This window comes from Peribacillus sp. B65 (genome assembly GCF_058513295.1).
In genome coordinates, this window is record NZ_CP195840.1 from 1,802,871 (window position 1) to 1,829,116 (window position 26,246).

General features: G+C 41.3%; 27 protein-coding genes. 26 read left to right on the forward strand and 1 reads right to left on the reverse strand.

The features are described from left to right. Positions 1-103: 103 nt before the first annotated feature. Positions 104-1,057, reverse strand: coding sequence for a DUF1385 domain-containing protein (locus ACSR9O_RS08870; RefSeq protein ID WP_491724302.1), 954 nt, complete (start codon positions 1,055-1,057; stop codon positions 104-106). A gap of 332 nt (positions 1,058-1,389) precedes the next feature. On the opposite strand from ACSR9O_RS08870, the gene ACSR9O_RS08875 reads away from it, so the two are divergent. From ACSR9O_RS08875 to spo0A, 26 genes are all read left to right on the forward strand, one after another. Beyond that, positions 1,390-1,902 (forward strand): YqhR family membrane protein, encoded by a 513-nt coding sequence (locus ACSR9O_RS08875; RefSeq protein WP_491724303.1) that lies wholly within the window; start codon positions 1,390-1,392, stop codon positions 1,900-1,902. Positions 1,903-1,997: 95 nt separating this feature from the next. Then, on the forward strand, positions 1,998-2,444 hold the full coding sequence (gene aroQ / locus ACSR9O_RS08880; RefSeq protein ID WP_101222539.1) for a type II 3-dehydroquinate dehydratase: 447 nt from the start codon (positions 1,998-2,000) through the stop codon (positions 2,442-2,444). Continuing rightward, positions 2,445-3,506 (forward strand): M24 family metallopeptidase, encoded by a 1,062-nt coding sequence (locus ACSR9O_RS08885; RefSeq protein ID WP_101222538.1) that lies wholly within the window; start codon positions 2,445-2,447, stop codon positions 3,504-3,506. Positions 3,507-3,532: 26 nt separating this feature from the next. Beyond that, positions 3,533-4,090: an elongation factor P gene (gene efp / locus ACSR9O_RS08890; RefSeq protein WP_034308328.1), complete on the forward strand. Its 558-nt coding sequence runs from the start codon at positions 3,533-3,535 to the stop codon at positions 4,088-4,090. Positions 4,091-4,843: 753 nt separating this feature from the next. Continuing rightward, on the forward strand, positions 4,844-5,776 hold the full coding sequence (gene spoIIIAA / locus ACSR9O_RS08895) for a stage III sporulation protein AA (protein WP_491724304.1): 933 nt from the start codon (positions 4,844-4,846) through the stop codon (positions 5,774-5,776). Next, positions 5,769-6,284, forward strand: a complete 516-nt coding sequence (gene spoIIIAB / locus ACSR9O_RS08900; RefSeq protein ID WP_101222536.1) for a stage III sporulation protein SpoIIIAB — start codon at positions 5,769-5,771, stop codon at positions 6,282-6,284. Before spoIIIAA ends, spoIIIAB begins: the two co-directional genes overlap by 8 nt. A gap of 21 nt (positions 6,285-6,305) precedes the next feature. Beyond that, complete coding sequence (gene spoIIIAC / locus ACSR9O_RS08905; protein ID WP_034308319.1) at positions 6,306-6,509, forward strand: stage III sporulation protein AC; 204 nt, start codon at positions 6,306-6,308, stop codon at positions 6,507-6,509. A 23-nt stretch (positions 6,510-6,532) separates the two neighbouring features. After that, positions 6,533-6,913, forward strand: a complete 381-nt coding sequence (gene spoIIIAD / locus ACSR9O_RS08910; RefSeq protein WP_230177096.1) for a stage III sporulation protein AD — start codon at positions 6,533-6,535, stop codon at positions 6,911-6,913. 33 nt (positions 6,914-6,946) lie between these two features. Continuing rightward, entirely contained in the window at positions 6,947-8,155 is a 1,209-nt protein-coding gene (gene spoIIIAE, locus ACSR9O_RS08915) for a stage III sporulation protein AE (RefSeq protein ID WP_101222534.1), read from the forward strand. Between the two features lie 16 nt (positions 8,156-8,171). Next, the gene (gene spoIIIAF, locus ACSR9O_RS08920) at positions 8,172-8,780 is read left to right on the forward strand and encodes a stage III sporulation protein AF (protein ID WP_101222533.1); all 609 of its coding nucleotides are present in this window, start codon (positions 8,172-8,174) and stop codon (positions 8,778-8,780) included. 7 nt (positions 8,781-8,787) lie between these two features. Continuing rightward, positions 8,788-9,459, forward strand: coding sequence for a stage III sporulation protein AG (gene spoIIIAG / locus ACSR9O_RS08925; protein ID WP_230177003.1), 672 nt, complete (start codon positions 8,788-8,790; stop codon positions 9,457-9,459). A 14-nt stretch (positions 9,460-9,473) separates the two neighbouring features. Next, complete coding sequence (locus ACSR9O_RS08930) at positions 9,474-10,067, forward strand: SpoIIIAH-like family protein (RefSeq protein ID WP_230177002.1); 594 nt, start codon at positions 9,474-9,476, stop codon at positions 10,065-10,067. Positions 10,068-10,682: 615 nt separating this feature from the next. Then, complete coding sequence (gene accB / locus ACSR9O_RS08935; RefSeq protein ID WP_101222530.1) at positions 10,683-11,174, forward strand: acetyl-CoA carboxylase biotin carboxyl carrier protein; 492 nt, start codon at positions 10,683-10,685, stop codon at positions 11,172-11,174. A gap of 14 nt (positions 11,175-11,188) precedes the next feature. Next, positions 11,189-12,541 carry an acetyl-CoA carboxylase biotin carboxylase subunit gene (gene accC, locus ACSR9O_RS08940; RefSeq protein ID WP_101222529.1) on the forward strand — a complete coding sequence of 451 codons (1,353 nt, stop codon included), beginning with the start codon at positions 11,189-11,191 and terminating at the stop codon, positions 12,539-12,541. A 37-nt stretch (positions 12,542-12,578) separates the two neighbouring features. Continuing rightward, the gene (locus ACSR9O_RS08945) at positions 12,579-12,983 is read left to right on the forward strand and encodes an Asp23/Gls24 family envelope stress response protein (RefSeq protein WP_222620245.1); all 405 of its coding nucleotides are present in this window, start codon (positions 12,579-12,581) and stop codon (positions 12,981-12,983) included. A 449-nt stretch (positions 12,984-13,432) separates the two neighbouring features. Continuing rightward, a complete protein-coding gene (nusB, locus tag ACSR9O_RS08950; RefSeq protein ID WP_101222528.1) occupies positions 13,433-13,825 on the forward strand; it encodes a transcription antitermination factor NusB in 393 nt (130 codons plus the stop codon). Positions 13,826-13,894: 69 nt separating this feature from the next. Then, positions 13,895-14,770, forward strand: coding sequence for a bifunctional methylenetetrahydrofolate dehydrogenase/methenyltetrahydrofolate cyclohydrolase FolD (gene folD / locus ACSR9O_RS08955; protein WP_101222527.1), 876 nt, complete (start codon positions 13,895-13,897; stop codon positions 14,768-14,770). Between the two features lie 129 nt (positions 14,771-14,899). Next, positions 14,900-16,252 carry an exodeoxyribonuclease VII large subunit gene (xseA, locus tag ACSR9O_RS08960; RefSeq protein WP_101222526.1) on the forward strand — a complete coding sequence of 451 codons (1,353 nt, stop codon included), beginning with the start codon at positions 14,900-14,902 and terminating at the stop codon, positions 16,250-16,252. Next, complete coding sequence (locus ACSR9O_RS08965) at positions 16,249-16,482, forward strand: exodeoxyribonuclease VII small subunit (protein ID WP_034308286.1); 234 nt, start codon at positions 16,249-16,251, stop codon at positions 16,480-16,482. The genes xseA and ACSR9O_RS08965 overlap by 4 nt, the downstream gene beginning before the upstream one ends. A 1-nt stretch (position 16,483) precedes the next feature. Continuing rightward, positions 16,484-17,377 (forward strand): polyprenyl synthetase family protein, encoded by an 894-nt coding sequence (locus ACSR9O_RS08970; protein ID WP_101222525.1) that lies wholly within the window; start codon positions 16,484-16,486, stop codon positions 17,375-17,377. A gap of 248 nt (positions 17,378-17,625) precedes the next feature. Then, positions 17,626-19,518 carry a 1-deoxy-D-xylulose-5-phosphate synthase gene (gene dxs, locus ACSR9O_RS08975; RefSeq protein ID WP_101223461.1) on the forward strand — a complete coding sequence of 631 codons (1,893 nt, stop codon included), beginning with the start codon at positions 17,626-17,628 and terminating at the stop codon, positions 19,516-19,518. Between the two features lie 4 nt (positions 19,519-19,522). Beyond that, complete coding sequence (locus ACSR9O_RS08980; protein WP_101222524.1) at positions 19,523-20,350, forward strand: TlyA family RNA methyltransferase; 828 nt, start codon at positions 19,523-19,525, stop codon at positions 20,348-20,350. Between the two features lie 329 nt (positions 20,351-20,679). Next, positions 20,680-21,129, forward strand: coding sequence for a transcriptional regulator AhrC/ArgR (gene ahrC, locus ACSR9O_RS08985; protein ID WP_034308279.1), 450 nt, complete (start codon positions 20,680-20,682; stop codon positions 21,127-21,129). 22 nt (positions 21,130-21,151) lie between these two features. Next, a complete protein-coding gene (gene recN, locus ACSR9O_RS08990; RefSeq protein WP_101222523.1) occupies positions 21,152-22,867 on the forward strand; it encodes a DNA repair protein RecN in 1,716 nt (571 codons plus the stop codon). Positions 22,868-23,028: 161 nt separating this feature from the next. Then, on the forward strand, positions 23,029-24,321 hold the full coding sequence (spoIVB, locus tag ACSR9O_RS08995) for a SpoIVB peptidase (protein ID WP_101222522.1): 1,293 nt from the start codon (positions 23,029-23,031) through the stop codon (positions 24,319-24,321). A 329-nt stretch (positions 24,322-24,650) separates the two neighbouring features. After that, positions 24,651-25,442 carry a sporulation transcription factor Spo0A gene (gene spo0A / locus ACSR9O_RS09000; protein ID WP_137016177.1) on the forward strand — a complete coding sequence of 264 codons (792 nt, stop codon included), beginning with the start codon at positions 24,651-24,653 and terminating at the stop codon, positions 25,440-25,442. Positions 25,443-26,246 lie beyond the last annotated feature (804 nt).

Sequence of the window (26,246 nt, forward strand, 5' to 3'; positions counted from 1 at the left end):
TTAGCTTATTTTAAACATTCTTCATGTAAAATATTTGAAAAAAATGAAGGTCATTCCCTTAGTTAGTATATGATTTTTCATAATCAAAATGTGTATAGATGTTTTACACAATTACATCCGATTCTAAACCTTTTTTGGTCTCTTTTTCCATCCTTAACAGTTCTTGAAATGAGGCTAATGCGACTTCGACTTGATCATCTGTCGGGGCTTTGGTTGTCAATAACTGAAGCCAAAGGCCGGGATAACCAAGGTAACGCAGAATGGGAATATCCCTTACTTTGTTGGTCAACTGCAATACCTCGAAGGCTATGCCAAGCACGACGGGGATAAGCAAAACGCGATCCACGACACGGAGCCATAATGGGTCGGTCGGAACCAACATATAAACGAACATGCCTACTATGACTGTAAATAAAATAAAGCTGCTGCCACAGCGATAATGAAGGCGTGAACTTGCCTGCACATTCGCTACGGTCAATTCTTTTCCGCTTTCAAAGCAATTGATCACTTTATGCTCTGCTCCGTGATACTGAAAGACCCGCTTGATCAATGGCGTCATGGATACTACGTAAATGTATACCAGCAATAATATCAACTTGAACAAGCTTTCCATTAAAACCTGGGCCATATGGCCGCTGAAGATTGGTCTTGTCAACTCTGCAAGAAAGACTGGAATCAAAGTGAAAAGCAGCTTCCCGAATAGGAAGGAAAGTACGCCAATTACGGCAACTCCAAGCCATACACTCATTTTAGAAGATTCTTTCGTTTCGTTTTTCTTTTCTTCCTGCTTTTCCCCATCTTCCTCTTCATACTGTTCAGTTGAAAAGTTCAGATGTTTCGAGCCGGTGGCACTTGACTGAACCAGTGATACGATACCCCGTAGAAACGGTACTCTTTTTAAGCTGTTGACAACAGGTTTCGATTCACGAGGCAGATGATAATATACAATCGACGAATCTTTGCGGCGTACCGCAGTGACTGTGTGATGTTTGCCGCCGAACATGACGCCTTCCACAACAGCCTGCCCTCCGTAAACGGGTTTTTGAACCTCAGACATTTCTACACCAACCTAATAGTTATTCACGTAGCTCTCTCAAGGGTGCTAACATGTTTATTATCAAGCATCACAAGGGTAAAGGCGCTCCTCCAAAATTGAATGGAAGCTTTAACCCTGCAATTACTTTATGAATGTTGAATCACAGGAAGCTAGTATCCCGTGTACATTATAAACTTCAACAGAGGATGGGTATTTTCCTCTGAAAAAAGCAGATTATTTATGATTTAATCATACAGAATAAATCCCAAAACCTCTAGTGATTCTCCTTCCTAAGAATAAAAAAAAATAGTTCTATTTAACAAAGGGCATACTACGTAGCGGAGGTGATTGATATGTCTTCTAATGAAAAAGGACAAATTCAACAGGAATATCAAAGCATGTTAATCTACAATGTACTTGCTGTCGGTTTTGTTGGGGGGGCTTTAGCCAGTTTTATCGGAATCATAGCCCATTATATTAACTTTATGGATTTTAGCCCAAAATTCATACTTACCTCGTGGTCCAATATGACCTGGATCGATCATTGGCTCGGTACGGTGATGACCATAATTTTGTTCGGAATTCTATCCGTGGGGATCGCTTTTATATACTATAGTCTTTTTAAAAGGATGAAGAGTATTTTTCCGGGTATTATTTTTGGGGTGGTTTGCTGGGCTTTGCTGGTATTTATCCTGAAACCGATGTTCGTCGATTTGCCAACCTTTTCTAAAATGTCAGCAAATACGGTTATAACTAGTGTATGCATTTTTATTATATACGGTCTTTTTGTAGGGTTTTCTATTTCATACGATCAACAGGAATATATCCGTCAAAAAAACAAAGCCGAGAAGCAATCGGAAAGCTGATTGCTTCTTGGTTGTAAAAAAGTAGTAAGACAATTTGTAATTATGATAGAATGTTCATGGAAAGGCATTCTTTTAACATGAGCAGGTGTTTGATGATGACAAAAATCTTACTAATCAATGGACCGAATTTAAATCGCTTGGGGAAGCGTGAACCTGCGCATTATGGATCCTCGACGCTTGCGGATGTGGAAGCGCAATTAATGCAGCAAGCACAAGGGTTAGAAGTGGAATTGACTTCTTTTCAAACGAACCATGAAGGAGCGATTATCGACAAGCTCCATTGGTCAGAGGATCATGGGATCGACGGGATTATCATTAATCCTGGAGCTTTTACTCATTATAGCTATGCGATTCGTGATGCAATAGCCGGAATTGATGTTCCAGTGGTGGAAGTGCATATTTCGAACATACATGCCCGTGAAAGCTTTCGGCATGAATCAGTGACCGCACCGGTAACGGCGGGACAGATTGTCGGCTTGGGGATACACGGATATGAATTGGCGTTGCAGGCGATCACAAAGATTGCAAAGGGGAGAAATTAAATGAATAAACTAATGCGCTTAAGAGCCTCAATGGAAAAGGCGGGCATTGATGGTTTTTTGATTACCAGTACATATAACCGTCGATTCATGACCAACTTTACGGGAAGTGCAGGCGTTGTACTTATTTCCCAAAAAGAAGCTAAATTCATCACTGATTTCAGATACGTGGAACAAGCGGGCAAGCAGGCCCCGGACTATGAGGTCGTTCAACATAAAGGAACCATCATCGAAGAAGTCGGCAAGCAGGCTAAAGCGATGAATATCGGCAAGCTGGGCTTTGAACAAGAACACCTGACTTATGCTACATATAAGGCATACGAAGCGGCCATTGATGGACAACTTTTGCCGGTGTCGGGGGTTATTGAGAATTTACGCTTGATAAAGACTTCTTCAGAGATTAAGATATTAAAGGAAGCGGCTGCTATTGCTGATGCTGCGTTTACACATATTCTCGATTTCCTGCGTCCAGGGATCTCGGAACTGGATGTATCCAATGAACTTGAGTTCTTTATGAGGAAACAAGGGGCAACTTCTTCTTCCTTTGATATTATTGTAGCATCCGGCTTAAGGTCCGCACTTCCGCATGGAGTGGCTACGGATAAAATCATTGAAAAAGGCGATTTCGTCACATTGGATTACGGGGCATACTATAATGGGTATGTGTCTGACATCACTCGGACATTAGCGGTTGGCAAGCCAAGTGAAGAACTTATTAATATTTATGACATTGTTTTAGAAGCTCAACTGCGAGGAATGGCTGGGATCAAACCTGGTATGACTGGCAAGGAAGCGGATGCACTAACTCGAAATCTAATTGAAGAAAAGGGATACGGGCAGTATTTTGGACATTCGACTGGACATGGTATCGGTCTTGAAGTTCATGAAGGTCCAGCATTATCCTTTAGGTCTGATATCATTTTAGAACCAGGTATGGCCGTAACCGTTGAACCGGGCATTTACTTACCGGGGGTAGGCGGAGTGCGGATTGAAGATGATACAATCGTTACACATGATGGTAACGAAGCACTTACTCATTCAACTAAAGAGTTAATCATTCTGTAAACATGTACATGTAGGAGGACAAATTTATGATTTCTGTAAACGATTTTCGCACGGGTGTTACGATTGAAGTAGATAATGGAATTTGGCAGGTTATCGAGTTCCAACACGTTAAACCTGGTAAAGGTGCAGCTTTTGTACGTTCTAAACTTCGTAACCTTCGTACGGGTTCAATCCAAGAGAAAACATTCCGTGCTGGTGAAAAAGTTGCTAAAGCACATATCGAAAACCGCAAGATGCAGTACCTTTATGCAAGTGGGGATAGCCATGTATTCATGGATAACGAAACATATGACCAAATCGAGCTGCCTGCATCAAGCATTGAACGTGAACTTAAATTCCTTAAGGAAAATATGGAAGTGCATATCATGACTTTCCAAGCGGAAACACTTGGGGTCGAGCTTCCAAACACAGTGGAACTTGAAGTGGCGGAAACGGAGCCGGGAATTAAAGGCGATACATCTTCAGGCGGCACAAAGTCAGCCGTACTTGAGACGGGCCTTTCGGTTCAAGTTCCATTCTTCATCAACCAAGGTGACAAACTATTGATCAATACAAATGAAGGATCATACGTATCACGTGCATAATTGAAAGACGACCGAGATGAAGATCTCGGTTTCAGTTTGTAGACAAAAAGGTTTCGGAATGGACTCATTCCGAAACCTTTTTGATTTTTTAGTGGATTTGGCTTCTTGATGACGCAGATGATTCCATATATTCTTGCCGAATATGGCGTGTCACCACTATCTGGTGGTCTTTATTTTCTGTACACTGTAGGATTTGTACTCACGATAGCCCTTTTTATTTGTTGTTGTGTACTTTAAATCTCCATTTTACAAGCTGGAACCAGTTGGTCTAAAGTAATCATTTCAAGCTGATCTCGCTGAATAGAATCATGTTAAAAAAGAAAACACATCACTCAAGTTTTAATAATTCTATTTTAAAACAATAAAGACTTTAGGTAAAAGGGATCTATCTAAAAGTTAAAAAAAGTTGATTGGAGCGGGTGTTCGAGACTCCTGCGGGAAAACCGCGTCCAGGTGAGAACCCACAGGCGGCAATGCCGCCAAGGGCGGACCGCCAGCGGAAAGCGAGTGCCCCTACGTTATAATCAACTTCCAAATTGTACAAGCCATAAAAACCTGTGGGCAAACTCGCTTTGTTCGAATTTTTTTACAGCCTGAGACCGAGATTAATTTCTCGGCTTTTTTTTGTGTGTTTTTTAGACCCCGAAGTATAAAAAAAACAATAAATGGTCTGTTTCTTTAATAGCCTGTCATCATTGCAGGCTGGTCGGCATATATTTTATTGAAAGTGGTGTATACAGGAGGATTGTCAAAATGGAAACGATTCTTTCTTTTTTACCGAAAAAAATATGTGAGCAACTCCGGGGTATGACACCGATGATGATCGATAAGATGGAAGAGCTGAGAATTCGGGTTGGAAGGCCGCTTGAGGTCATTGTAGGTGGGGAACCATACTTCTTTTCCTATGAAGTGACCCATTCGGATGCGGATCAATTATTGAATCAAATAGGTCAATTTTCGTTATATACACTTGAGGAAGAATTAAAGCGAGGTTATATAACCATAGCAGGCGGACATCGGGTGGGGCTTGCTGGCAAGGTGATTTTGGAAAATGGATCTGTCAAAGCGATCAGGGATATTTCCTCCTTCAATATTCGGGTTGCACGTGAAAAAATAGGTGCAGCTGAACCGCTCACTTCTTACTTATATGACGGGGAATGGCAGCATACAATGTTGATCGGTGCTCCGCAAACGGGAAAAACGACCATATTACGTGATATTGCAAGAATGATATCCAGTGGTAATGAAAAACACGGCATTGCCCCTCAAAAGGTGGGGATAGTGGACGAGCGCTCGGAAATTGCCGGATGTGTTCATGGAGTGCCGCAGCTCCAATTTGGAACAAGGGTTGATGTGCTCGATGGATGTCCTAAAGCGGAAGGGATGATGATGATGATCCGTTCGATGTCCCCGGATGTATTGATCGTGGATGAAATAGGCCGCGCGGCGGATACGCAGGCTGTGCTGGAAGCGGTGAACGCAGGTATTAAACTCATGATAACTACACATGGCCATACACTGGATGAAATTAAGAAGCGACCTTTTATAGCCGAAATATTAAAGCAAAACATCTTTGAACGTTTTATAGAATTACAGAGATGTAAATCCGGTAAGAGGAGCTACAAAGTCCTTGATGCTGCTGGAGTTTCCATTTTCTTAGGGGAAGGTGTGAACCCGCATGTTTAAGTTAATAGGAGCTGCGATCATTATTATTGCAACGACATGGGCAGGTTTCGAAGCTGCGAAAAAATTAAGTATGAGGCCTCGTCAACTGAGACAGCTGAAAGTCGCCATGCAATCGCTTGAAGCCGAAATAATGTTTGGTCATACACCTTTGAAAGAAGCGGCGAGGAAACTTTCTAAACAGATGGCCAAACCTTTATCCATCTTTTTCGATGCATTTGCAAACCGGCTCGAGTCCGGAGAGACCACCGTCAAGGAAGCATGGGATGATAGTTTGAAGAAAATATGGCAATCCCTTGCTTTAAAACAGGGAGAATTCGAGATTCTTTCACAGTTTGGGGAGACGCTTGGAAAAAGCGATAAATATCATCAGCAAAAGCAAATCATGCTAACGATGGCACACTTGGAACGGGAAGAGAGCGATGCACTCGACCGACAGGGGAAATATGAAAAAATGATGAAAAGTCTTGGTTTTTTATCTGGGCTATTATTGATCATCTTGCTGATGTAGGAATATGTGGGGGGAATGAAAATGGGCATTGATGTGGACATCATATTTAAAATAGCGGGTGTGGGGCTAGTAGTGGCATTTCTTCACACGATACTCGATCAGGTTGGGAAGAAGGAATATGCCCAGTGGGTGACACTTTTCGGATTCATCTATATTTTATTCATGGTAGCTTCTGTAGTAGAGGATTTATTTCAAAAAATTAAATCTGTATTTCTATTTCAGTAAGGGAGGGATTCGCGATTGAAATCATAAAAATCGTGGCCATTGCCCTAGTTGCCACCTTCTTGGCACTGATCGTCAAAGAGCAAAAACCAAATTTAGCATTCCTGCTTGTCGTTTTTGTAGGATGTTCCATTTTTCTTTTTTTAGCTGACAAAATATACGAAATTATTTTAATGTTAGAAAAAATTGCGGTTAATGCAAATGTAAATACCGTGTATCTAGAGACCATCTTAAAAATAATCGGAATTGCCTATATTGCAGAATTCGCTTCTCAAATTACAAAAGATGCAGGGCAAGGTTCCCTCGCTTCCAAAATAGAATTAAGCGGAAAAATCTTGATACTTGCCATGGCGATTCCGATTTTAACGGTCATTATCGAAACGATTATACAGATGCTCCCAAGTTAACGGATTACTCCTACTAGTCAATGAGGTGAATGTATGAAGCAGCGGATGCCTTACTTATCCATTCTATTCGTTTTACTCTTTTTTTTGCATGCATCTATTGGACAAGCTGCCGAAAATCCTGAAAATGGTGAAATCGAACAAGAGCCCATCATGCAGTCCGAGCTGGTACAAGCCCAAATAGAAAGGCTGGGTGTCGATGAGCTCAAACAATATTGGGATGACATCGTTACGGAATATGGAGGATTTCTACCGGAAAGCCAGAAAGGGAGCTTTATGGACTTCGTAAGCGGTGACAAGAAATTTTCCTTTGAGCAATGGATGAAGGGAATGACAAAATTCATTTTTCATGAACTGCTCGTGAATGGAAAGCTGCTGGGATCACTCATTTTATTAACCGTTTTCAGCATGTTCCTCCAGTCTTTGCAGAATGCGTTCGAGCAAAGCTCCGTGAGTAAGGTCGCTTATGCAATCGTTTATATGGTGCTGATCATTTTGGCTCTTAACAGTTTTCATGTGGCGATTGAATATACAAAAGATACGATAGATTTGATGATTTCCTTTTTAATGGCACTCATCCCTTTACTCTTGGCATTGATAGCTGCTTCAGGGGGACTTGTATCGGCAGCTTTCTTTCATCCGGTTTTGATGTTTTTGATGAATACAAGCGGTATCTTGATCCAGTTTGTCGTCCTTCCGTTATTATTCTTTGCAGCGATTTTAAGCATTGTCAGTACGCTGACGGAACATTACAAAGTGACACAGCTGGCACAGCTTCTCCGTAATTTTGCTATCGGTATCCTTGGGGCTTTCATGACCATATTTCTTGGTGTGATATCCGTTCAGGGGGCATCATCTGCTGTAGCTGACGGAGTGACGATCAGGACGGCCAAATTCGTGACAGGTAACTTTATACCGGTAATAGGGCGCATGTTTACCGATGCAACGGATACGGTCATAAGTGCCTCCGTTCTATTGAAGAATACAGTCGGCTTGTCTGGCGTCATCATACTCTTGCTCATTACCACGTTTCCCGCCATAAAAATCCTGATGATTTCTTTTGTCTATAAATTGGCAGCGAGCCTTTTGCAGCCGCTTGGCGGAGGACCTGTAATAAAATGCCTAGACATTATTAGTAAAAGCATGATTTATATTTTCGCTGCATTGGCCATTGTCTCACTCATGTTTTTTTTAAGTATCACGGTAATTATCGCCTCTGGAAACATTACCTTGATGGTTCGTTAGAAAGGAGGAGGGCTTGGTGAGTTTTTTAGCTGGCTGGGTATCCAACATCATCATATTTGTATTGCTGGCTACTGTGATCGATATGCTTCTTCCGAATTCGGCTTTACAGAAGTATGCCAAAATGGTAATCGGACTTTTACTGATTGCGATCATCATCACTCCTATATTGGGATTATTCAATAAGGACTTCGACGAAATCCTCTCTGCGGCTACTAGTGAATTTGAGGATCAGAAAAAAAAAGATTTAGGAAATTTGACAGAAATGAAGAAAAAAGAAATACAAGCAGCACAGGGTGCATATATTTTAGAACAAATGGCTGTCCAATTACAGACAGAAGTGGAAGAGGAGCTGATGGTGGATTATAACATGAAGATTAGTTCAATTGATGTAGGGGTCAAGAATGAGGAAGAACCTGGTGTTGATGATCTGCAGAACATAACCATCTCATTGGAAAAGGCAGAAGGGAAAGAAAACTCGGAGATAGAGGCAGTAGCGAAGGTTGATATTAATGCAGATAGCCCATCCACTTCAAATGATGCCAATCTGGATGCTGTCAAAAGGTTTCTGGCAACAAGTTGGTCCGTTGATGAAGAGATCATTGAAATCGCCGGGGAAAGGAAGTGACTGAGTATTGAACAAAGACAAAGGTCCATTATCCTGGCTGCAAAAACTATTAAATAAAGACCCTGACCAAAAAGAGCCTAAGGAAAAAAAACCTTCCCTGTATGTCTATGCTCTAATAGTTGTCCTTTTGGGATCGGGAATCATGATGGCCGGGAATTTGTTAACCACCAACCAGACGGGACAAACATCTGAAGTGACGACTGTATTCAATAATGATAAACAGCAGGATGATGAAGAGGATGTTGAAACATTCGGTCAGAAGAAATCAGAATTCAAGACTACAAAAGACTATGAAATATATCTACAGAATGAAATGAAGGAAGCGCTTGAATCCATTGCAGGTGTCAAGGATGTAAAAGTCGTAATCTACGTCGATGCATCCGAGAAGAAAGTATATGAACGAAACAAAGTCACCCAAAAACAAGTCACCGAAGAAACCGACCAGGAAGGCGGCAAAAGGACGGTCGAAGACACATCGGTTGATGAACAGCTCGTTTTGGTCAAGAGCGGTGAGAAAGAAGGACCGATCATTTCGGAAACGAAAAAACCTAGTGTACGAGGAGTCCTGGTAGTCGCAAAAGGGGCCGAAAACATTCAAATAAAGAAGTGGATCATCGAGGCTGTCACACGCTCACTTGATGTACCGAGTCATAGGGTTTCTGTCATGCCTAAAAAATAAGGGGGAAAATCTACATGTTATTAAAAAAACAAACCGTTTGGTTATTGACTATGCTAAGTTTGGTCGTTGTGCTTTCAGTCTATTATTTAACCGCTCCGGAAGAAAATGCCGCCGATATGACGTCAACAGAGCAAATGGAAAAGGAAGAAAATAAAACTGAAAGCAAAACAGAGAACAAAGCGGATACAAAAGGGGAAACTAAAAGTGAAAAAGAAACGTCCAAAAATACAGAAGGTTCCTCTGTAACCATTGCATCTGGAGATGAGTTCGAATCTTTAAGGATGCAGATTGAAGATGAACGGGCGAAGCTGAATGAAGAATTGACTGCAAAGATGGGCAACACAGAATTATCAGCTGAAGAACGAGACGAGGCTTATGCAAAAATCGAACAATTAAGTGAAACGAAAGTAAAAGAAAATATCATCGAAAACTTAATTGTTGCCATGGATTACAATGCCGCACTGGTCAGGGTGGACGGAACGGATGTAAAGGTGAGTGTCAAGGCCGATAAACAAACGAAAACAGAGGCTAATAACATTATCCGCCTCGTAAGGAAAGAAGTGAGCGATGCGCAAAATGTAGTGGTCGATTTCCAACCGGAAAAGTGATGACACATACAGAACGCTGATACAGAACAGTGCAACATCCTAAAAATTAGAAAGCCCTCCTTAATAAAAAAAGGGAGGCTTTTTATTATGATTTTTTTAAATAGCTTAAACCGGGAAACTTTAGAGGAAAAGTTTTTTTATGTCAATTGATATCAGGAACTCAAATAGAATCGGTGATAATGATCCACCGAAATATTCTAGAAAAGTAATTATAGTGGATATTATTGCTGATTTTCTACGAATGAAATGCAAAATTCAAGAGAAAGCGTTAAGGTGCCCCAGTTGAAAAATATTCACAATATTATAATAAAGGTGTAATATAAAAGTATGGATAACAAGTTACAACTAATCTATCATTGAATTTGTATAAGCTAATATTGTATGATGTTAGAAGCTGGTCATAAACTTTTCAATTCTCTAAGGGAAACAATATTTTGAGAAAGTGAAATATCTGTTATAATACAGATGAGGTTTGTATTCAGTTTATTCGCATTCGCATAAAGAAAGCGGCTACTTTGTGCAGTATTGGACAAAGTAGGATAAGCTAAGGGTAAGGTTACATAAAATATTATTGCCTCACAAACTCATATTAAATTAGACAAGGGGTGCCACAAAATGAAAGTGCAAGAAATTCGTGAAATTATTAAGCTAGTCGATCAATCAAATATCAGTGAATTCGTTTTTGAAAATGAAGGAACGAAAATTAAATTGAAAAAAACTGAAACGGGTACAGTATTACACCAAGCAGCAGCTCCAGCAGTTGTTCAAACCAATGCAGCTGTAGAGGTCAAGCCCGCAGCGGCCCCTGCCCCTGAAGTGCCGAAAGCTGTTGAACCTGCAAAACCGGCTGCAGCAGACACTGAAAATTTACATAAAATCACTTCTCCGATGGTTGGGACATTCTACCAATCTCCTGCACCGGATTCACCTGCATACGTAAAAACAGGCGATAAAGTAACGGGGGATTCCATCGTCTGCATCGTGGAAGCCATGAAGCTTTTCAATGAAATTGAAGCCGAAGTAAGCGGTGAAATCGTTGAAGTCCTTGTAAAAGAAGGCCAGCTTGTAGAATATGGTCAACCATTATTTTTAGTAAAGCCGGAATGAGGAGCTGTTTCTAAATGATTAAAAAGGTATTAATTGCCAATCGCGGGGAAATTGCTGTCCGAATCATCCGGGCATGCAAGGAATTAGGAATCGAGACTGTTGCGGTCTATTCAGAAGCTGATAAAGAAGCATTACATGTCCAGCTTGCGGATGAAGCATATTGCATCGGTCCTAAATTATCAAAAGACAGTTATTTAAATACAACGAACATTATCAGCACAGCCAAGAAAACCGGATCCGATGCGATTCACCCAGGATATGGCTTCCTTGCTGAAAATGCTGACTTTGCTGAGCTATGCCGTGAATGCAATATCATTTTCATCGGTCCTAGCCCCGAAGCTATCAATAAAATGGGAACAAAGGACGTAGCAAGGGAAACCATGCGTAAAGCTGGTGTACCGATCGTTCCAGGTTCTAAAGGCATAATCAAGGATACGGATGAGGGTGTAGCTTTAGCTAATGAAATGGGCTATCCAGTCATCATCAAAGCTACTGCCGGCGGGGGCGGTAAAGGTATCCGCGTCGCAAGGACGGAAGAAGAGCTAATTAAAGGCATTAACATCACACAACAGGAAGCCGCGACGGCATTTGGGAATCCAGGCGTGTATATTGAAAAGTTCATCGAGGACTTCCGACACGTTGAAATACAGGTCATGGCAGATAATCATGGCAATGCCATCCATTTAGGTGAGCGTGATTGTACGGTCCAGCGACGTTTGCAAAAGCTTGTTGAAGAAACCCCTTCACCGGCATTGGATGGTGAAACACGTGCGGAAATGGGGCAGGCTGCAGTAACGGCAGCACTTGCCGTTAATTATTCAGGTGCCGGAACAGTAGAATTTATTTATGACTATGTGAATAGAAAATACTACTTTATGGAAATGAATACACGTATCCAGGTTGAACACCCTGTTACAGAAATGGTAACGGGCGTGGATTTGATTAAAGAACAGATCAAAGTTGCTTCAGGCAGCAAACTATCGCTTTCGCAAGAGGATGTCACTTATAACGGATGGTCTATCGAATGCCGGATCAATGCTGAAAATCCAGAAAAGAATTTCATGCCTTCCGCAGGTAAGATTCAAATGTATTTACCGCCAGGCGGCTACGGAGTTCGTGTTGATTCCGCGGCATACCCTGGGTACTCGATACCGCCGTATTACGATTCCATGATCGCTAAATTGATTGTCCATGCACCTACTAGGGAAGAGGCAATCGAAAAGATGAAACGCGCCTTAGGTGAGTTTGTCATTGAAGGGATCAGTACCACAATTCCTTTCCATATTAAGTTACTTCAGCATGAACAATTTGTTTCCGGAGAATTTAATACCAAATTCCTTGAAATATATGATGTAATGAACTCATAATGTAAAGGAAGACAGGAGGTGCTTTTGAATGAGTGAAATGGAAGGCCAATTACTCGAAATGAATGATTATAATAGTGGGCTGGGCAAAGTGGAGATCGCACCTGAGGTAATAGAGGTGATTGCGGGTATCGCTGCATCGGAAGTTGAAGGTGTTGCACATATGCGCGGGAATTTCGCCACGGGTGTGGTTGAAAAGCTTGGGAAAAAGAACCACGGTAAAGGTGTTAAAGTGGACTTAACGGGAGAATCCATCAAAGTCGAACTTTATTGTGTCATGAAGTTTGGTGTTTCAATTCCGAAAGTTGCTCAGGAAGTGCAAGATAACATTCGTGAAGCTTTGTTGAATATGACCGCTATCGACGCGGGCGAAGTGAACATTCATGTAGTGGGCATTGCGTTTGAAAACGCTAAACAAGAAGCGGATTACGAACAAGAAGTGTAAGTGGCTTCATTCGATTCGCACCTGCAAAAACCCGGCAAAAGCCGGGTTTTTGTTTTTTTGAATGTTAACTCCAGATACCCCGTTTTTGAGGCCTGCTTATAATATTAAATTTAAATGAACATAATAAGGCGGTGTCTGGAAGTTTCCCTTTAATTCAAGGGTGATTTCTGTTAGAGTGTAAAAGGTGAAATATGAGCATGAAAGCTAGGCATGAGCTTTTTGACACTTTCAAAAAGTATGGGACTGTGTTGGCCGTTTAATTCCGAATGTAATCTTGTATTGTTATCCTGAATCAAGATATTTGAGTCTTTTGGCCTTAATTTTAGTGGGATTTAGCTTATTTTTTTAATAATATAGCGAAAATCTTAATATTTTTGAAAAAATGTTATTTAATGTTCGTTTGTTCTAGCATTTTCATATATAATAGTAGATGTTAAAGGAGTAAGATTATGAAAAGAAGAGAAGCCCGTGAAAAATCCCTTCAAGCACTATATCAAATAGATATTGCCAACTCGAATGCAGAAGAAGCAATGGAAAGCGTACTGGATGGTGCTCCTACTGATGAATACTTCAAGAAATTAGTAATGGGGATAACGGAAAATCGTGAACAAATTGATGGAATGATCAGGGACAATTTAGAGAATTGGACGTTGGAAAGACTGGCGAACATTGATCGGAATTTACTGCGTATCGCGGTTTATGAAATGATTCACAGTGAAGATGTTCCTGTAAGTGTTGCAATGAATGAAGCTATTGAAATTGCTAAGAAATTCGGTGATGATCAATCGAGCAGCTTTGTAAATGCCGTTTTATCCAAAGTAAAGGTGAAAAGCGGCAGCTAAAGCTGCAGCCTTGAGCAAGGATTCTCTCAGCAATTTCTTTAGCAAAATTAACTTGGGAGGAATAAACACATGTCAGCTCAAATCATTAATGGTAAAGAAATTGCAGAGTCAGTTAGGCAGGAAATCAGTAAGGAAGTTCAACAGTTACGTGAAAAAAATATCGTTCCAGGTTTGGCTGTAATCCTGGTGGGTGACAATCAAGCATCACAAACCTATGTGCGCAATAAGCAAAAGGCCTGTGAGGACTTGGGCATGCATTCCGTATTAATTAAAAAGCCTGCGGAGCTCTCTCAGGAGGAATTAATTCAGAGCATTGCTGAATTAAACCAGGATGACAGCATTCATGGTATATTGGTGCAGCTGCCATTGCCTGGACATATTCAGGAAAAAGCGATCATTGAAGCGATTTCCCCTGAAAAGGATGTAGATGGTTTCCACCCGATTAATATTGGGCGGATGATGACGGGACAGGATGCATTTTTACCTTGTACCCCATACGGCGTCATGGTGATGCTTGAGTATATCGACTATGACCTTGAAGGTAAGCATGTTGTCATCGTAGGGAGAAGTAATATCGTCGGAAAACCAGCCGGACAATTGTTCTTGAATGCAAATGCAACCGTTACTTACTGTCATTCACGGACAAAGGATCTTGCATATTATACCAAGCAAGCCGATGTCGTTGTCGCAGCTGTCGGAAAGAGGGACACGATCACGAGTGACCATATTAAAGAAGGCGCAGTCGTCATTGACGTCGGAATGAACAGGAATGATGAAGGGAAGCTTTGCGGTGATGTGGCGTTTGATGAAGTGAAAAATAAGGCTTCATACATTACACCTGTTCCTAAAGGCGTTGGTCCCATGACGATTACGATGCTTATGAAGAATACGGTCAAATCTGCTCAAAAAGCACTTGAACTGAACAAGCAAGCATTAAAAAGCTGAAAAAAACGTTAAATTATTTTAAAGAAGCGGACCTCTTGTTTTATAATAACGGGAGACCGCTTTTTTTCCATTCATGGATCCATAGGTGAGTTTTCTTTAAATCCGATTTCAATCGGAAGGAGACATTATATGAGCAACCAACAATATTTGAGTGTGTCGGCTTTAACTAAGTACATCAAAAGGAAATTCGATGCCGACCCCCATTTGCAAAATGTATACATAAAAGGTGAAATTTCGAATTTTAAACAACATACAAGCGGACATATGTATTTTACTTTAAAGGATGAGAAGGCCCGACTTCTTTCCGTTATGTTTGCCGCCAATAATAAAGGGATGAAATTCCTGCCCGAAAATGGTATGAAGGTACTTGTTAAGGGCGATATATCATTATATGAAGCTGGGGGACAGTATCAGCTTTATGTGAAAAGCATGGCCCCTGATGGTGTGGGGGATTTGTATCTTGCTTATGAACAGCTGAAGAAAAAGCTGGAGGCGGCAGGTTTGTTTTTGGCCGAACATAAGAAGCCGATCCCACAGTACCCTAAGTCTGTAGGAGTCATAACATCCCCGACCGGAGCTGCATTAAGAGATATCCTGATAACCATCAAGCGAAGATATCCAATCGCCAGGATTATCGTTTATCCGGCACTTGTACAAGGGAATAATGCCGCTAAATCGATTGCCAAGGCAATTTCAATGGCTAACGCAAGGGCGGAAAGTGATGTTCTCATTGTTGGAAGGGGCGGCGGGTCAATCGAGGAGCTATGGGCCTTTAATGAGGAGATAGTGGCTGAATCGATTTATGATTCCGATATACCGGTAATTTCTGCTGTCGGTCACGAAACCGATTTTACCATTGCTGATTTTGTCGCCGATATGCGTGCTCCTACACCGACTGGTGCAGCGGAGTTAGCGGTTCCTCACTTAAATGAAATACTCGAACGCCTGATGAACCGCAAAAATCGGTTGACCCGCTCCATTCAAGAAGCGGTCAATTTTGAACGAACCCGTTTGACCAGGATGGAGAGGTCTTATGCTTTCCGTTATCCGCATAAAATGTATGAACAGAAGCTGGAACAGCTAGACAAGACGATGGACAGGCTAGGGAGGACCAGCACGCGATATTTCATGAAAAAGAGAGATGAGCTGAATCAGCTGAACGAAATTCTGAAAAAGCAGCATCCTGAACAAGCGGTGAAAAATGCGAAAGATGAATTGCAGCAGCATGCAAAGGTTTTACGTAGGGCCATGGAAGCCATCTATCGGCAAAAATCACAGCAATTCGTTCATATTACAGCCACTTTGTCTGCCCTCAGTCCACTAAAAATCATGGAACGGGGCTATGGATTGGTTTTTGCTGAAGATGAGACATTAGTGAAAAGTACACAGCAAGTATCCAAAGGGGATAAGATAGCGGTTTCGATTAAAGATGGAACCCTTGAATGTGAAATTAAAGAAATAAAGGAGCGGATTGAACCATGACAAAAAAACAAGAAGCTACATTTGAAGAAGCGATGGAGAATCTCGAAAAAATTGTGGAACAGTTGGAAGAAGGCGATGTGCCCTTGGAAGAAGCCATCTCCATATATAAACAAGGAATGGATTTATCAAGGCTTTGCCATTCAAAGCTTAAGGCTGTTGAAGATCAGTTGACTCAAATTTTACGCGAAGATGGGGAACTTGAAAACTTCGCTGTACAGGAGGAAGAATGACATGGGTACGGCGTCCTTTGAAATGTTTTCTAAAGAATATAAAACGGTTATAGAACGGGAAATCGTAGAATATGTCAATAAACTTAAAGCACCGGCAGTGGTCAAAGAAGCCATGATCTATTCGCTGGAGGCAGGGGGTAAACGGATTCGCCCGTTATTGGTCTTTGCGGTTCTGGAGGCCTTTGGGAAAAGCTTGAGGATCGGGATACCTGCAGCGGCTGCCATTGAAATGATCCATACATATTCTTTGATTCATGATGATCTTCCAGCGATGGATGATGATGATCTCCGCCGCGGAAAACCGACTAACCATAAAGTGTTCGGTGAAGCGGTTGCAATATTGGCAGGTGACGCGCTTCTTACATACAGCTTTCAATTGGTGACGGATATGATCGATCCCGAGGTGACGGCTGAAATGAAGCTGAACCTTGTAAGTGAAATTGCGAAGTCTGCCGGAGCCGAAGGAATGGTTGGAGGTCAAGTTGCCGATATGGAAGGTGAAAATAAACAGCTGACCCTTCAGGAATTGGAGTATATCCATGAACATAAAACAGGGAAGTTATTGACTGCAAGCATCCTTTCCGGTGCTATATTATCCGGAGCGAATGAAGAACAGCAACTTCATTTACGTGACTTTGCTTACCACCTGGGGCTTGCATTTCAAATTCGGGATGATATTCTGGATATTGAAGGGTCCGTCGAGTTGATCGGCAAGCCGGTTGGCAGTGATGTGGGTAATCATAAAAGCACATATCCTTCTTTACTTACGCTTCAAGGGGCAAAGGAAAAGTTGGAGCATCATATAGAACTTGCCCATGCCGCTTTAGGAAAAACAACCCTACAAACGGGTTTGTTGAATGAACTAACCGATTTAATAGCGAACCGTAACCATTGATTGAGCTAAATTTGTTATCAATTGAGGTTTTATGGTATACTCATTGTGCAAAAATATGTGAAAATCATAATGAATTTTTTAATTGAGATACGTGATAAAATAGGTATATTAAGCCGCCGAAATCACCTGGGTGTTGGCGGCTATTTTTTAACTTAAAACCAATTTTTCGGTCAAGTCCCCCATAGCCCTCTTTTATGAGGCTTTGTTTATGCTTACAACCGAAAATGACAGAAAGTGAGTGGTCCTGTTTGGATCTTCTATCTATAAAAGACCCTTCTTTTTTGAAGAAGATGAATAATGAAGAACTTGTCGAGTTAAGTGTGGAAGTACGTAAATTCCTTGTGGAAAAATTATCGGTGACAGGTGGGCATATTGGTCCGAATTTAGGTGTCGTCGAGTTGACTATAGCCTTGCATAAAGAATTCGACAGTCCGAATGATAAAATTTTATGGGATGTCGGACACCAATCCTATGTCCATAAGATCCTGACTGGCAGAGCAGGGGAGTTCGATACCTTAAAGAAATACAAAGGTCTTTGCGGTTTTCCTAAAATGATTGAAAGCCCCCATGATGTTTGGGAAACCGGTCACAGTTCGACTTCCCTTTCAGCTGCAATGGGAATGGCGGCTGCCCGTGATATCAAAGGTGAAAACAGTTTTATTTTGCCAGTGATCGGGGACGGTGCCCTAACAGGCGGAATGGCGCTTGAAGCGTTAAATCATATCGGTGATGAAAAAAAGGACATGATCGTTATCCTGAATGATAATGAAATGTCCATAGCCCCTAACGTAGGTGCCCTGCACACGATATTGGGAAGATTGCGTACAGCAGGCAAATATAACTGGGCAAAAGATGAATTGGAGCTGCTTTTGAAAAAAATCCCTGCAGTCGGTGGCAAACTTGCAGCTACAGCTGAACGCCTGAAGGATAGCATGAAGTACTTATTGGTTTCAGGAATCTTTTTCGAGGAGCTCGGTTTCACATACCTAGGACCAGTGGATGGTCATAATTATGAAGAATTGCTGGAGAATTTAAGATATGCCAAGAAAACGAAGGGACCTGTACTGCTGCATGTCATCACGAAAAAAGGCAAGGGCTATTCACCTGCCGAGCTGGATACAACAGGAAACTGGCATGGGACAGGCCCATACAAAATCGAGACAGGCGATTTCGTGAAATCCCCTAGTAAAGGTCCTGCTTGGAGCGCTCTTGTAAGCGATACTGTCAGCAGGCTAGCCCGTGACGATGAACGGATTGTCGCGATTACACCTGCAATGCCCGTAGGTTCGAAATTGGTGGGCTTTTCCCAAGAGTTTCCAGAGCGTTTCTATGATGTAGGGATTGCCGAGCAGCATGCTGCAACTTTTGCAGCCGGATTGGCAACGCAAAAAATGAAACCTTTCCTGGCTATATATTCAACATTCCTGCAAAGGGCTTATGACCAGGTGGTGCATGATATCTGCCGTCAGAATTTGAACGTATTCATCGGGATCGACCGTGCCGGATTGGTTGGCTCCGATGGTGAAACGCATCAAGGCGTTTTCGACATTGCTTTCTTACGCCATGTACCGAATATGGTATTGATGATGCCGAAAGATGAAAACGAAGGTCAGCATATGGTCAATACGGCCTTAAACTATAATGATGGTCCGATTGCTATGCGTTTCCCTCGTGGGAATGGTTGGGGAGTTGTGATGGATACTGAATTACAGCAGATTCCAATCGGTTCGTGGGAAGTTCTTAAAGAAGGAACGGATGCTGCCATCTTAACGTTCGGTACAACGATTCCGATGGCTCTTGAAGCGGCAGAACTGCTCGAGAAAGAGGATTATTCAGTTAAGGTGATCAATGCCCGGTTCATTAAGCCTTTGGATGAGAACATGCTAAGCAGTCTCCTTGGTGAAAAAATGCCGATTTTGACAATAGAAGAAGCGGTTCTTCAAGGTGGTTTTGGTAGTTCAGTACTTGAATATGCCCATGATCAAGGATTTTATGGGGCAATTATAGATCGAATGGGGATACCTGATTATTTCATTGAACATGGAAGTGTCGATGAACTGCTTGAAGAAATCGGTTTAACGACTGAGACCGCGATCAAAAAGATTAAAATGATAACACCCAAAAAAGAAAAAAGGGCCTGACAATATGAAAGTGATGAAAGAAAGAGTAGATGTATTACTTGTAGAACAAGGCTTGGCCGATACACGTGAAAAAGCGAAGCGTATGGTCATGGCAGGCCTTGTCTACGCGAATGAAGAAAGGTACGAAAAACCGGGGGAAAAAGTGCCGGTCGATCTCGAATTCACGATCAAAGGAAAAGTCATGCCTTACGTTTCAAGAGGCGGTCTTAAACTTGAGAAGGCATTAAGGGAATTCGATTTACAAGTGAATGGGAAAGTACTGCTTGATATCGGTTCATCGACTGGTGGGTTCACGGATTGTGCGTTGCAAAATGGCGCTCTCATGTCATATGCGCTTGATGTGGGCTATAATCAACTTGCCTGGAAGCTCAGGCAGGATGAGCGGGTTAAAGTAATGGAACGAACCAATTTCCGTTATGTTACACCCGCCGATCTCGATGGGGAGATGCCAAACTTTGCAAGCATTGATGTTTCTTTCATCTCGCTTACGTTAATTTTACCTGTGCTAAAGACCTTGCTCGTCCAGAATAGTGATGTCGTTGCATTGGTTAAACCGCAATTCGAAGCTGGAAAGGATCAAGTGGGTAAAAAGGGGATTGTTCGCGATCCCAAAATTCATAAACAAGTATTGGATAAGATCATTTCTTTTTCTATAAAGGAAGGCTATGATATTAAGGATGCCTCCTTCTCACCGATTACAGGCGGTGATGGGAATATTGAATTCTTACTTCATTTACACTGGCAAGGTTCGAAGGATGATGGAGCGATATTGCTTTCGAAAACGGTTGATGACATCGTTGGAGAGGCCCATGCTCAATTTAAAAAAGAATAGTTAGAACTTGTATGGGCTCCTTTGGCTGAATGGTTGGCTAAAGGAGCTTTTTAACTTTACATTGTGGTCATCCCATTGAATCATTTAAGGGTGCATACATAAAATAGGTACGTACAAAAAATAGACTTGTATTCATTTTTAGAGAAAAAGTTGTACAATTGCATAAAAATCCGATAACATTAATATTAGCCACTTTCTAAAGCGGCCTATTTGCACGTACTGAAGATAACGAAGCAATCCCATATTGGGGCAGCTTGCTTAAGTGAAAAATGAAAGTGATACCAATTACCATTAATATGAGCAACAGTTGAGAAGAGGTGCTTCTACTTATGAATAAAGGACAACGACATATAAAAATAAGGGACATCATAACGAATAATGATATCGAAACCCAGGATGAGTTAGTTGAAGAATTGAAATTAGCTGGATACAATGTAACTCAAGCTACTGTTTCAAGGGATATTAAAGAGCTTCACCTTGTAAAGGTTCCATTGACGGATGGAAGGTATAAATACAGTCTGCCGGCCGACCAGCGCTTCAATCCACTTCAAAAATTAAAGAGAATCCTTGTCGATGCATTTGTACGCATTGACTCAGCCAACAATTTACTGGTTATGAAGATGCTCCCAGGTAATGCCCAGGCAATCTGCGCATTGATTGATAATTTAAATTGGCAAGAAATACTCGGGACGATCGGCGGCGACGATACTTGTTTGATTATCTGCCGTTCTGAGGAAGATGCAAAGATCATTTCCGGCAAATTCTTGGACATGCTCTAATAATGTTGTGAGGTGACCTAGTTTGTTAACAGAACTATCGATTAGGAATTTTGCGATCATAGACAGCCTGTCCGTTTCATTTGAGAAAGGCTTGACGGTCTTGACAGGAGAAACAGGGGCAGGGAAGTCAATCATAATAGATGCCGTTCATCTTTTGGTTGGGGGACGTGGTTCAGCAGAGTTCATTCGGCATGGAGAGTCTAAGGCCGAAATAGAAGGATTATTCCAAATTGAAGATGAAAAACACCCGGTCTTTGCCAAAGCGGAAGAGTTTGGCCTGGATATGAATGATGGGATGGCGATACTTCGAAGGGACATCTCACAAAGCGGCAAAAGCGTTTGCAGGGTGAATGGTAAGCTTGTAACGATTTCCACTTTACGCGAGATAGGCCGGACATTGATAGATATCCATGGTCAGCATGAGCATCAGGAATTAATGGATGAACGACTCCATCTTCCACTGCTCGATCAATTCGGCGGTGAAAAAATCGCATCTGCGCTCACTGAATACCAAAAGCTATTTAAACGTTATGAAACCGCTTCTAAACAATTGAATGGCTTGAGCCAAAATGAACAGCAAATGGTCCATCGCCTTGATTTGATCCAATTTCAATTCGATGAAATCCAAAAAGCTGATTTGAAGTTACGCGAAGATGAAGAATTGATGGAAGAGCGGAAGAAAATTAATAATTTCGAAAAAATTCATGAAGCGCTGCAAACCAGTTATAATGCTTTAAATGGTGAGCAGCATGCAATTGATTGGCTTTCCGTAGCCATGAATAATTTAGAGGAAGCTGCAGGGCTTGATGAGGGTTTAAAGAATAGCTCTGAAACCGTTTCAAATAGCTACTTCCTGCTTGAAGAGGCCGTGTCAAACATCCGAGACCAATTAGACTCCTTGGATTATGATACAGAACGTGTGGAATTCATTGAAGGCCGCCTTAATGAAATAAATCAATTAAAGCGGAAATACGGGCGGACCATCGAGGAAATCCTGGAATATGGAGCCGCTATAGAAGAAGAAGTCGAAAAACTGCAAAATAGGGAAACCCATATAGCGAAGCTCGAAAAGGAAATGAAATCCATCAAGGCAGATTTAATTGTCGAAGCAAAGAATCTTTCTGAACTTCGCCAGAAATTCGCTCAGCAGTTAACCAAAAAGATCCATCAGGAATTAAAAGATTTATACATGGAAAAGACAATTTTCGAACCACATTTCCTTCAAACGGCTTATACTTTCGATGAATTGTCAGATAGGGGCATTAATCAGTCAGGTCTGGATTCAATGGAATTTTATATTTCCACCAATCCAGGTGAACCGTTAAAACCTCTTTCCAAAATCGCATCTGGGGGAGAACTGTCGAGGATCATGCTGGCTTTGAAAAGCATTTTCTCCAAGCATCAAGGCATAACATCCATTATATTTGATGAAGTTGACACAGGTGTGAGCGGACGGGTTGCACAATCCATTGCCGAAAAGATCTATAAAGTGGCAACTGGATCACAAGTATTGTGCATATCCCATTTGCCACAAGTGGCCGCTATGGCGGATACCCATCTTTTTATAGCGAAAAATGTAAGGGCCGGACGCACGAATACCTCGGTCAAGCCGCTAATTGAAACCGAAAAAGTAAAAGAAATCGGCAGGATGATTTCAGGAGTCGAGATAACGGATTTGACGAAGCAGCATGCCAATGAATTAATCCAGCTGGCCAAAAGGCTGAAGATTACATCATGAAGGGCCGGTAAGAACATTATTTAAACTTATCATAAGCATTCATTGTAAAGCTATCCAAAAACGGATAGCTTTTATTTTTTGCACCTGTTATAAATGATTGTCATGAGGGCTAAATTAAAGGTGTAGCCATAAAGTTTCAGAGAGCGAGGAGAGTGAATGGATTGAAATTTATATGGATAAACAGGATCATCGGTGGAATTCTCCTTGTTTCGCTATTAACATTAGGGTTATACCAGCCATCTCGTGAATATTTTTTAATTCCAAATCATCTTGTACTATTTGAAGGAAGTCAATATAGTATTTCCAAATCATTGCCTGTTACTGCAAAAACTTCGGGATCCAGTGATGGAATTTCGCTTCATGATGAACAAGCCTCGATTACACTTGGTGCTGAGAAACCAGGTACGAATGAAGTGTTACTCGATGTAGCAGGCTTACCTGCCAAAAAGGTCGACATCAGGGTGTTAAAAGACTTTAAGGTCATGCCTGGAGGCCAATCCATTGGAGTAAAGCTTAATACTCTTGGGGTTCTCGTAGTAGGTCATCATCTTATTGATACTGCGCAGGGGAAAAAATCACCGGGAGAAAAAGCAAAAATTGAAATCGGTGATATTATTACAGAAATCAATGGTCAGACGATAAAGAAGATGGGGGATGTAACCCCTTTTGTTCAGCAGGCAGGTGAAAAGGGTGAGGCGTTGAATCTTGTCATTAACCGTGATAATGAAGTGCTTCACAGTACCCTATTACCTCTAAAAGATAAGAATGAAGGAACTTACAAATTGGGTTTGTATATCCGTGATTCGGCAGCTGGCATCGGAACGATGACGTTTTATCACCCGGATTCGAAAAAATACGGGGCTTTGGGACATGTCATATCCGATATGGATACAAAGAAGCCGATTGTTGTAAAGGACGGACAGATTGTTCAATCGACGGTCACATCCATCGAAAAGGGAAGCAATGGTGATCCGGGAGAAAAACTTGCACGCTTTTCTTCCAATAAAGAAAAAATAGGAAATATCAATCGCAATAGTCCCTTTGGAATTTTTGGGAAGTTAAATCAAGATTTTAAAAATGGAATTAACGATAAGCCACTCCCCATCACCCTTTCCCATGAGGTAAAGGAAGGACCAGCAAAAATCCTTACAGTGGTGGATGGTTCTGAAGTGGAGGAATTCGATGTTGAAATCGTCAGTTCCATACCACAGAAGTTCCCCGCAATTAAGGGAATGGTCTTAAAAGTGACGGATAAGGAATTGCTTCAAAAAACGGGTGGGATCGTTCAAGGTATGAGCGGCAGTCCTATCATACAAAATGGGAAATTAATCGGTGCAGTCACCCATGTATTCGTTAATGATCCTACAAGTGGGTATGGAGTCCATATCGAATGGATGTTAAACGAAGCCGGTATTAATATATACGACAAAGATAATTATGAAAAGGCAAGCTAAGAATCCGGGTATCCTTTTGGATGCCCCTTTTTAATGGAAAGTTATGATTAGCATAGATTTTGGGTAGGAATTAAATTGATTTCTTCGAAAAATAGAGGTTTTTTTGAAACGATGTGATAAAATGATAACGAAATGAAGATTTTTCGACAATCGCTTTATTCGAATAGCAAACGAAGTCGAAAACAAGAGATATCCGGAGAATAATATTGAATTCCTTATATTTTTTCAAAAATAAAAGGAATTTAGTTTCCATTGTCGAAAAGTTCAATTACAATAGAATTTAGTCATATAGAAAAAAAGACCAATTGTAGTTGAGGAGGAAATCAAGCGTGAAAAAAATTAAGGTGTGCGTTGTAGATGATAATAGAGAACTTGTTGGCCTTCTGGAAGAATACATTTCTGCACAGGATGACATGGAAGTAATTGGGGTGGCACATAACGGTCAAGATTGCCTGGGTATGCTTGAAAGCGTTGACCCGGATATATTGATCCTCGATATTATCATGCCTCATTTAGATGGGTTAGGTGTGCTAGAAAAACTTCGTGAAGTAAAACGGGGTGCCATGCCTAATGTGATTATGCTTACTGCCTTTGGTCAAGAAGATGTAACGAAAAAAGCTGTTGATTTGGGTGCGTCTTACTTTATCCTGAAGCCATTTGATATGGAAAATCTGGCCAATCACATACGTCAGGTAAGCAGTAAAGGTCAGGCAGTTTTAAAAAATCATAGTCAGTTTAGCTATCGTCCCCAAAATGAATCCAAGCCGAAGAACCTCGATGCCAGCATCACAAGCATCATACACGAGATTGGAGTCCCTGCACATATAAAGGGCTATTTGTATTTAAGGGAAGCCATATCCATGGTATATAATGATATTGAACTATTGGGCTCCATCACCAAAGTTTTATATCCGGATATCGCAAAAAAATACAATACTACGGCGAGCCGTGTTGAACGTGCTATCAGGCATGCGATTGAAGTGGCCTGGAGCCGTGGCAATATAGAATCCATTTCATCCCTTTTCGGATATACCGTAAGCATGACTAAGGCAAAACCTACAAATTCCGAATTCATTGCCATGGTTGCCGATAAGCTGCGCCTCGAACACAAAGCTTCTTGACAAGTGTAGGATCGTTGATTTGACGGCAATTTGGACGGGAATTTAACCGTGAATTTATCGCTAATCCGATAAACTTTCCGGTGGAATATCAATAAAGACTGATCGTATTTTGCGGATAAACGGCATCGTTACGAGTCAGTATATAGGAAAATTCCGCAGTCGTCCAAACTGGGCGGCTATTATTTTTGTATAGGGGCCTGGTATTTATGTCAATCCGTATCGATTGAAAGAATGACGTCATGACCATCGTATGACCCGAACGGAATTTGCGCAATTATAGGGCTAAGCGTATATCAGTATAACCGCTACGAAAAAGAGGCCAGTGAACCTTTTAACAATGCAAAGCTCATTAGTGAAAGGAAATCACGGTCAATCAAATATTTTATAGGGAAGAGTCATGACGTCCATTGTTGGGCGTTTTTTTTATGATTTCGACTTGCCGACTTCGTTTGTAAATTTGTAAGGTCAGGCATCTTTATACGCACATTTTCAAACACTCGACTATGCGCATTGCAACACAGTTGGAAAATAGTTGCGTAATAATGTCGGTTATTTTACCTTTCGATTCCGTAACAGATTCAACTCAGTTAATAAAGTGGACTTAAACGAGTGATAAAGCTGGTGTAATGGGAATCCGGAAACCTGTTAGAAAAGGACCGGAGGGGAGAAATGTTTAAAAAAGTAGAAGAAGCTCGTTAAAAAAGAAGCATAGTTTAATCTTAAGTTATAAAGTTCAGAGGCGCAAAACATATTGGAGGTTTTCCATTTTGGACAATCTTTTTTTGTACACTATTGAAACGGATA

What these genes read in the sequence shown, in the direction of transcription:
- ahrC (WP_034308279.1), top strand. Translation starts at nt 20,680, where the DNA reads ATGAATAAAGGACAACGACATATAAAAATAAGGGACATCATAACGAAT.
- ACSR9O_RS08870 (WP_491724302.1), bottom strand. Translation starts at nt 1,057, where the DNA reads ATGTCTGAGGTTCAAAAACCCGTTTACGGAGGGCAGGCTGTTGTGGAA.
- spoIIIAE (WP_101222534.1), top strand. Translation starts at nt 6,947, where the DNA reads ATGAAGCAGCGGATGCCTTACTTATCCATTCTATTCGTTTTACTCTTT.
- spoIIIAC (WP_034308319.1), top strand. Translation starts at nt 6,306, where the DNA reads ATGGGCATTGATGTGGACATCATATTTAAAATAGCGGGTGTGGGGCTA.
- spoIIIAB (WP_101222536.1), top strand. Translation starts at nt 5,769, where the DNA reads ATGTTTAAGTTAATAGGAGCTGCGATCATTATTATTGCAACGACATGG.
- nusB (WP_101222528.1), top strand. Translation starts at nt 13,433, where the DNA reads ATGAAAAGAAGAGAAGCCCGTGAAAAATCCCTTCAAGCACTATATCAA.
- ACSR9O_RS08930 (WP_230177002.1), top strand. Translation starts at nt 9,474, where the DNA reads ATGTTATTAAAAAAACAAACCGTTTGGTTATTGACTATGCTAAGTTTG.
- accB (WP_101222530.1), top strand. Translation starts at nt 10,683, where the DNA reads ATGAAAGTGCAAGAAATTCGTGAAATTATTAAGCTAGTCGATCAATCA.
- folD (WP_101222527.1), top strand. Translation starts at nt 13,895, where the DNA reads ATGTCAGCTCAAATCATTAATGGTAAAGAAATTGCAGAGTCAGTTAGG.
- ACSR9O_RS08875 (WP_491724303.1), top strand. Translation starts at nt 1,390, where the DNA reads ATGTCTTCTAATGAAAAAGGACAAATTCAACAGGAATATCAAAGCATG.
- ACSR9O_RS08980 (WP_101222524.1), top strand. Translation starts at nt 19,523, where the DNA reads ATGAAAGTGATGAAAGAAAGAGTAGATGTATTACTTGTAGAACAAGGC.
- ACSR9O_RS08965 (WP_034308286.1), top strand. Translation starts at nt 16,249, where the DNA reads ATGACAAAAAAACAAGAAGCTACATTTGAAGAAGCGATGGAGAATCTC.
- accC (WP_101222529.1), top strand. Translation starts at nt 11,189, where the DNA reads ATGATTAAAAAGGTATTAATTGCCAATCGCGGGGAAATTGCTGTCCGA.
- ACSR9O_RS08945 (WP_222620245.1), top strand. Translation starts at nt 12,579, where the DNA reads ATGGAAGGCCAATTACTCGAAATGAATGATTATAATAGTGGGCTGGGC.
- xseA (WP_101222526.1), top strand. Translation starts at nt 14,900, where the DNA reads ATGAGCAACCAACAATATTTGAGTGTGTCGGCTTTAACTAAGTACATC.
- efp (WP_034308328.1), top strand. Translation starts at nt 3,533, where the DNA reads ATGATTTCTGTAAACGATTTTCGCACGGGTGTTACGATTGAAGTAGAT.
- spoIIIAA (WP_491724304.1), top strand. Translation starts at nt 4,844, where the DNA reads ATGGAAACGATTCTTTCTTTTTTACCGAAAAAAATATGTGAGCAACTC.
- ACSR9O_RS08885 (WP_101222538.1), top strand. Translation starts at nt 2,445, where the DNA reads ATGAATAAACTAATGCGCTTAAGAGCCTCAATGGAAAAGGCGGGCATT.
- ACSR9O_RS08970 (WP_101222525.1), top strand. Translation starts at nt 16,484, where the DNA reads ATGGGTACGGCGTCCTTTGAAATGTTTTCTAAAGAATATAAAACGGTT.
- aroQ (WP_101222539.1), top strand. Translation starts at nt 1,998, where the DNA reads ATGACAAAAATCTTACTAATCAATGGACCGAATTTAAATCGCTTGGGG.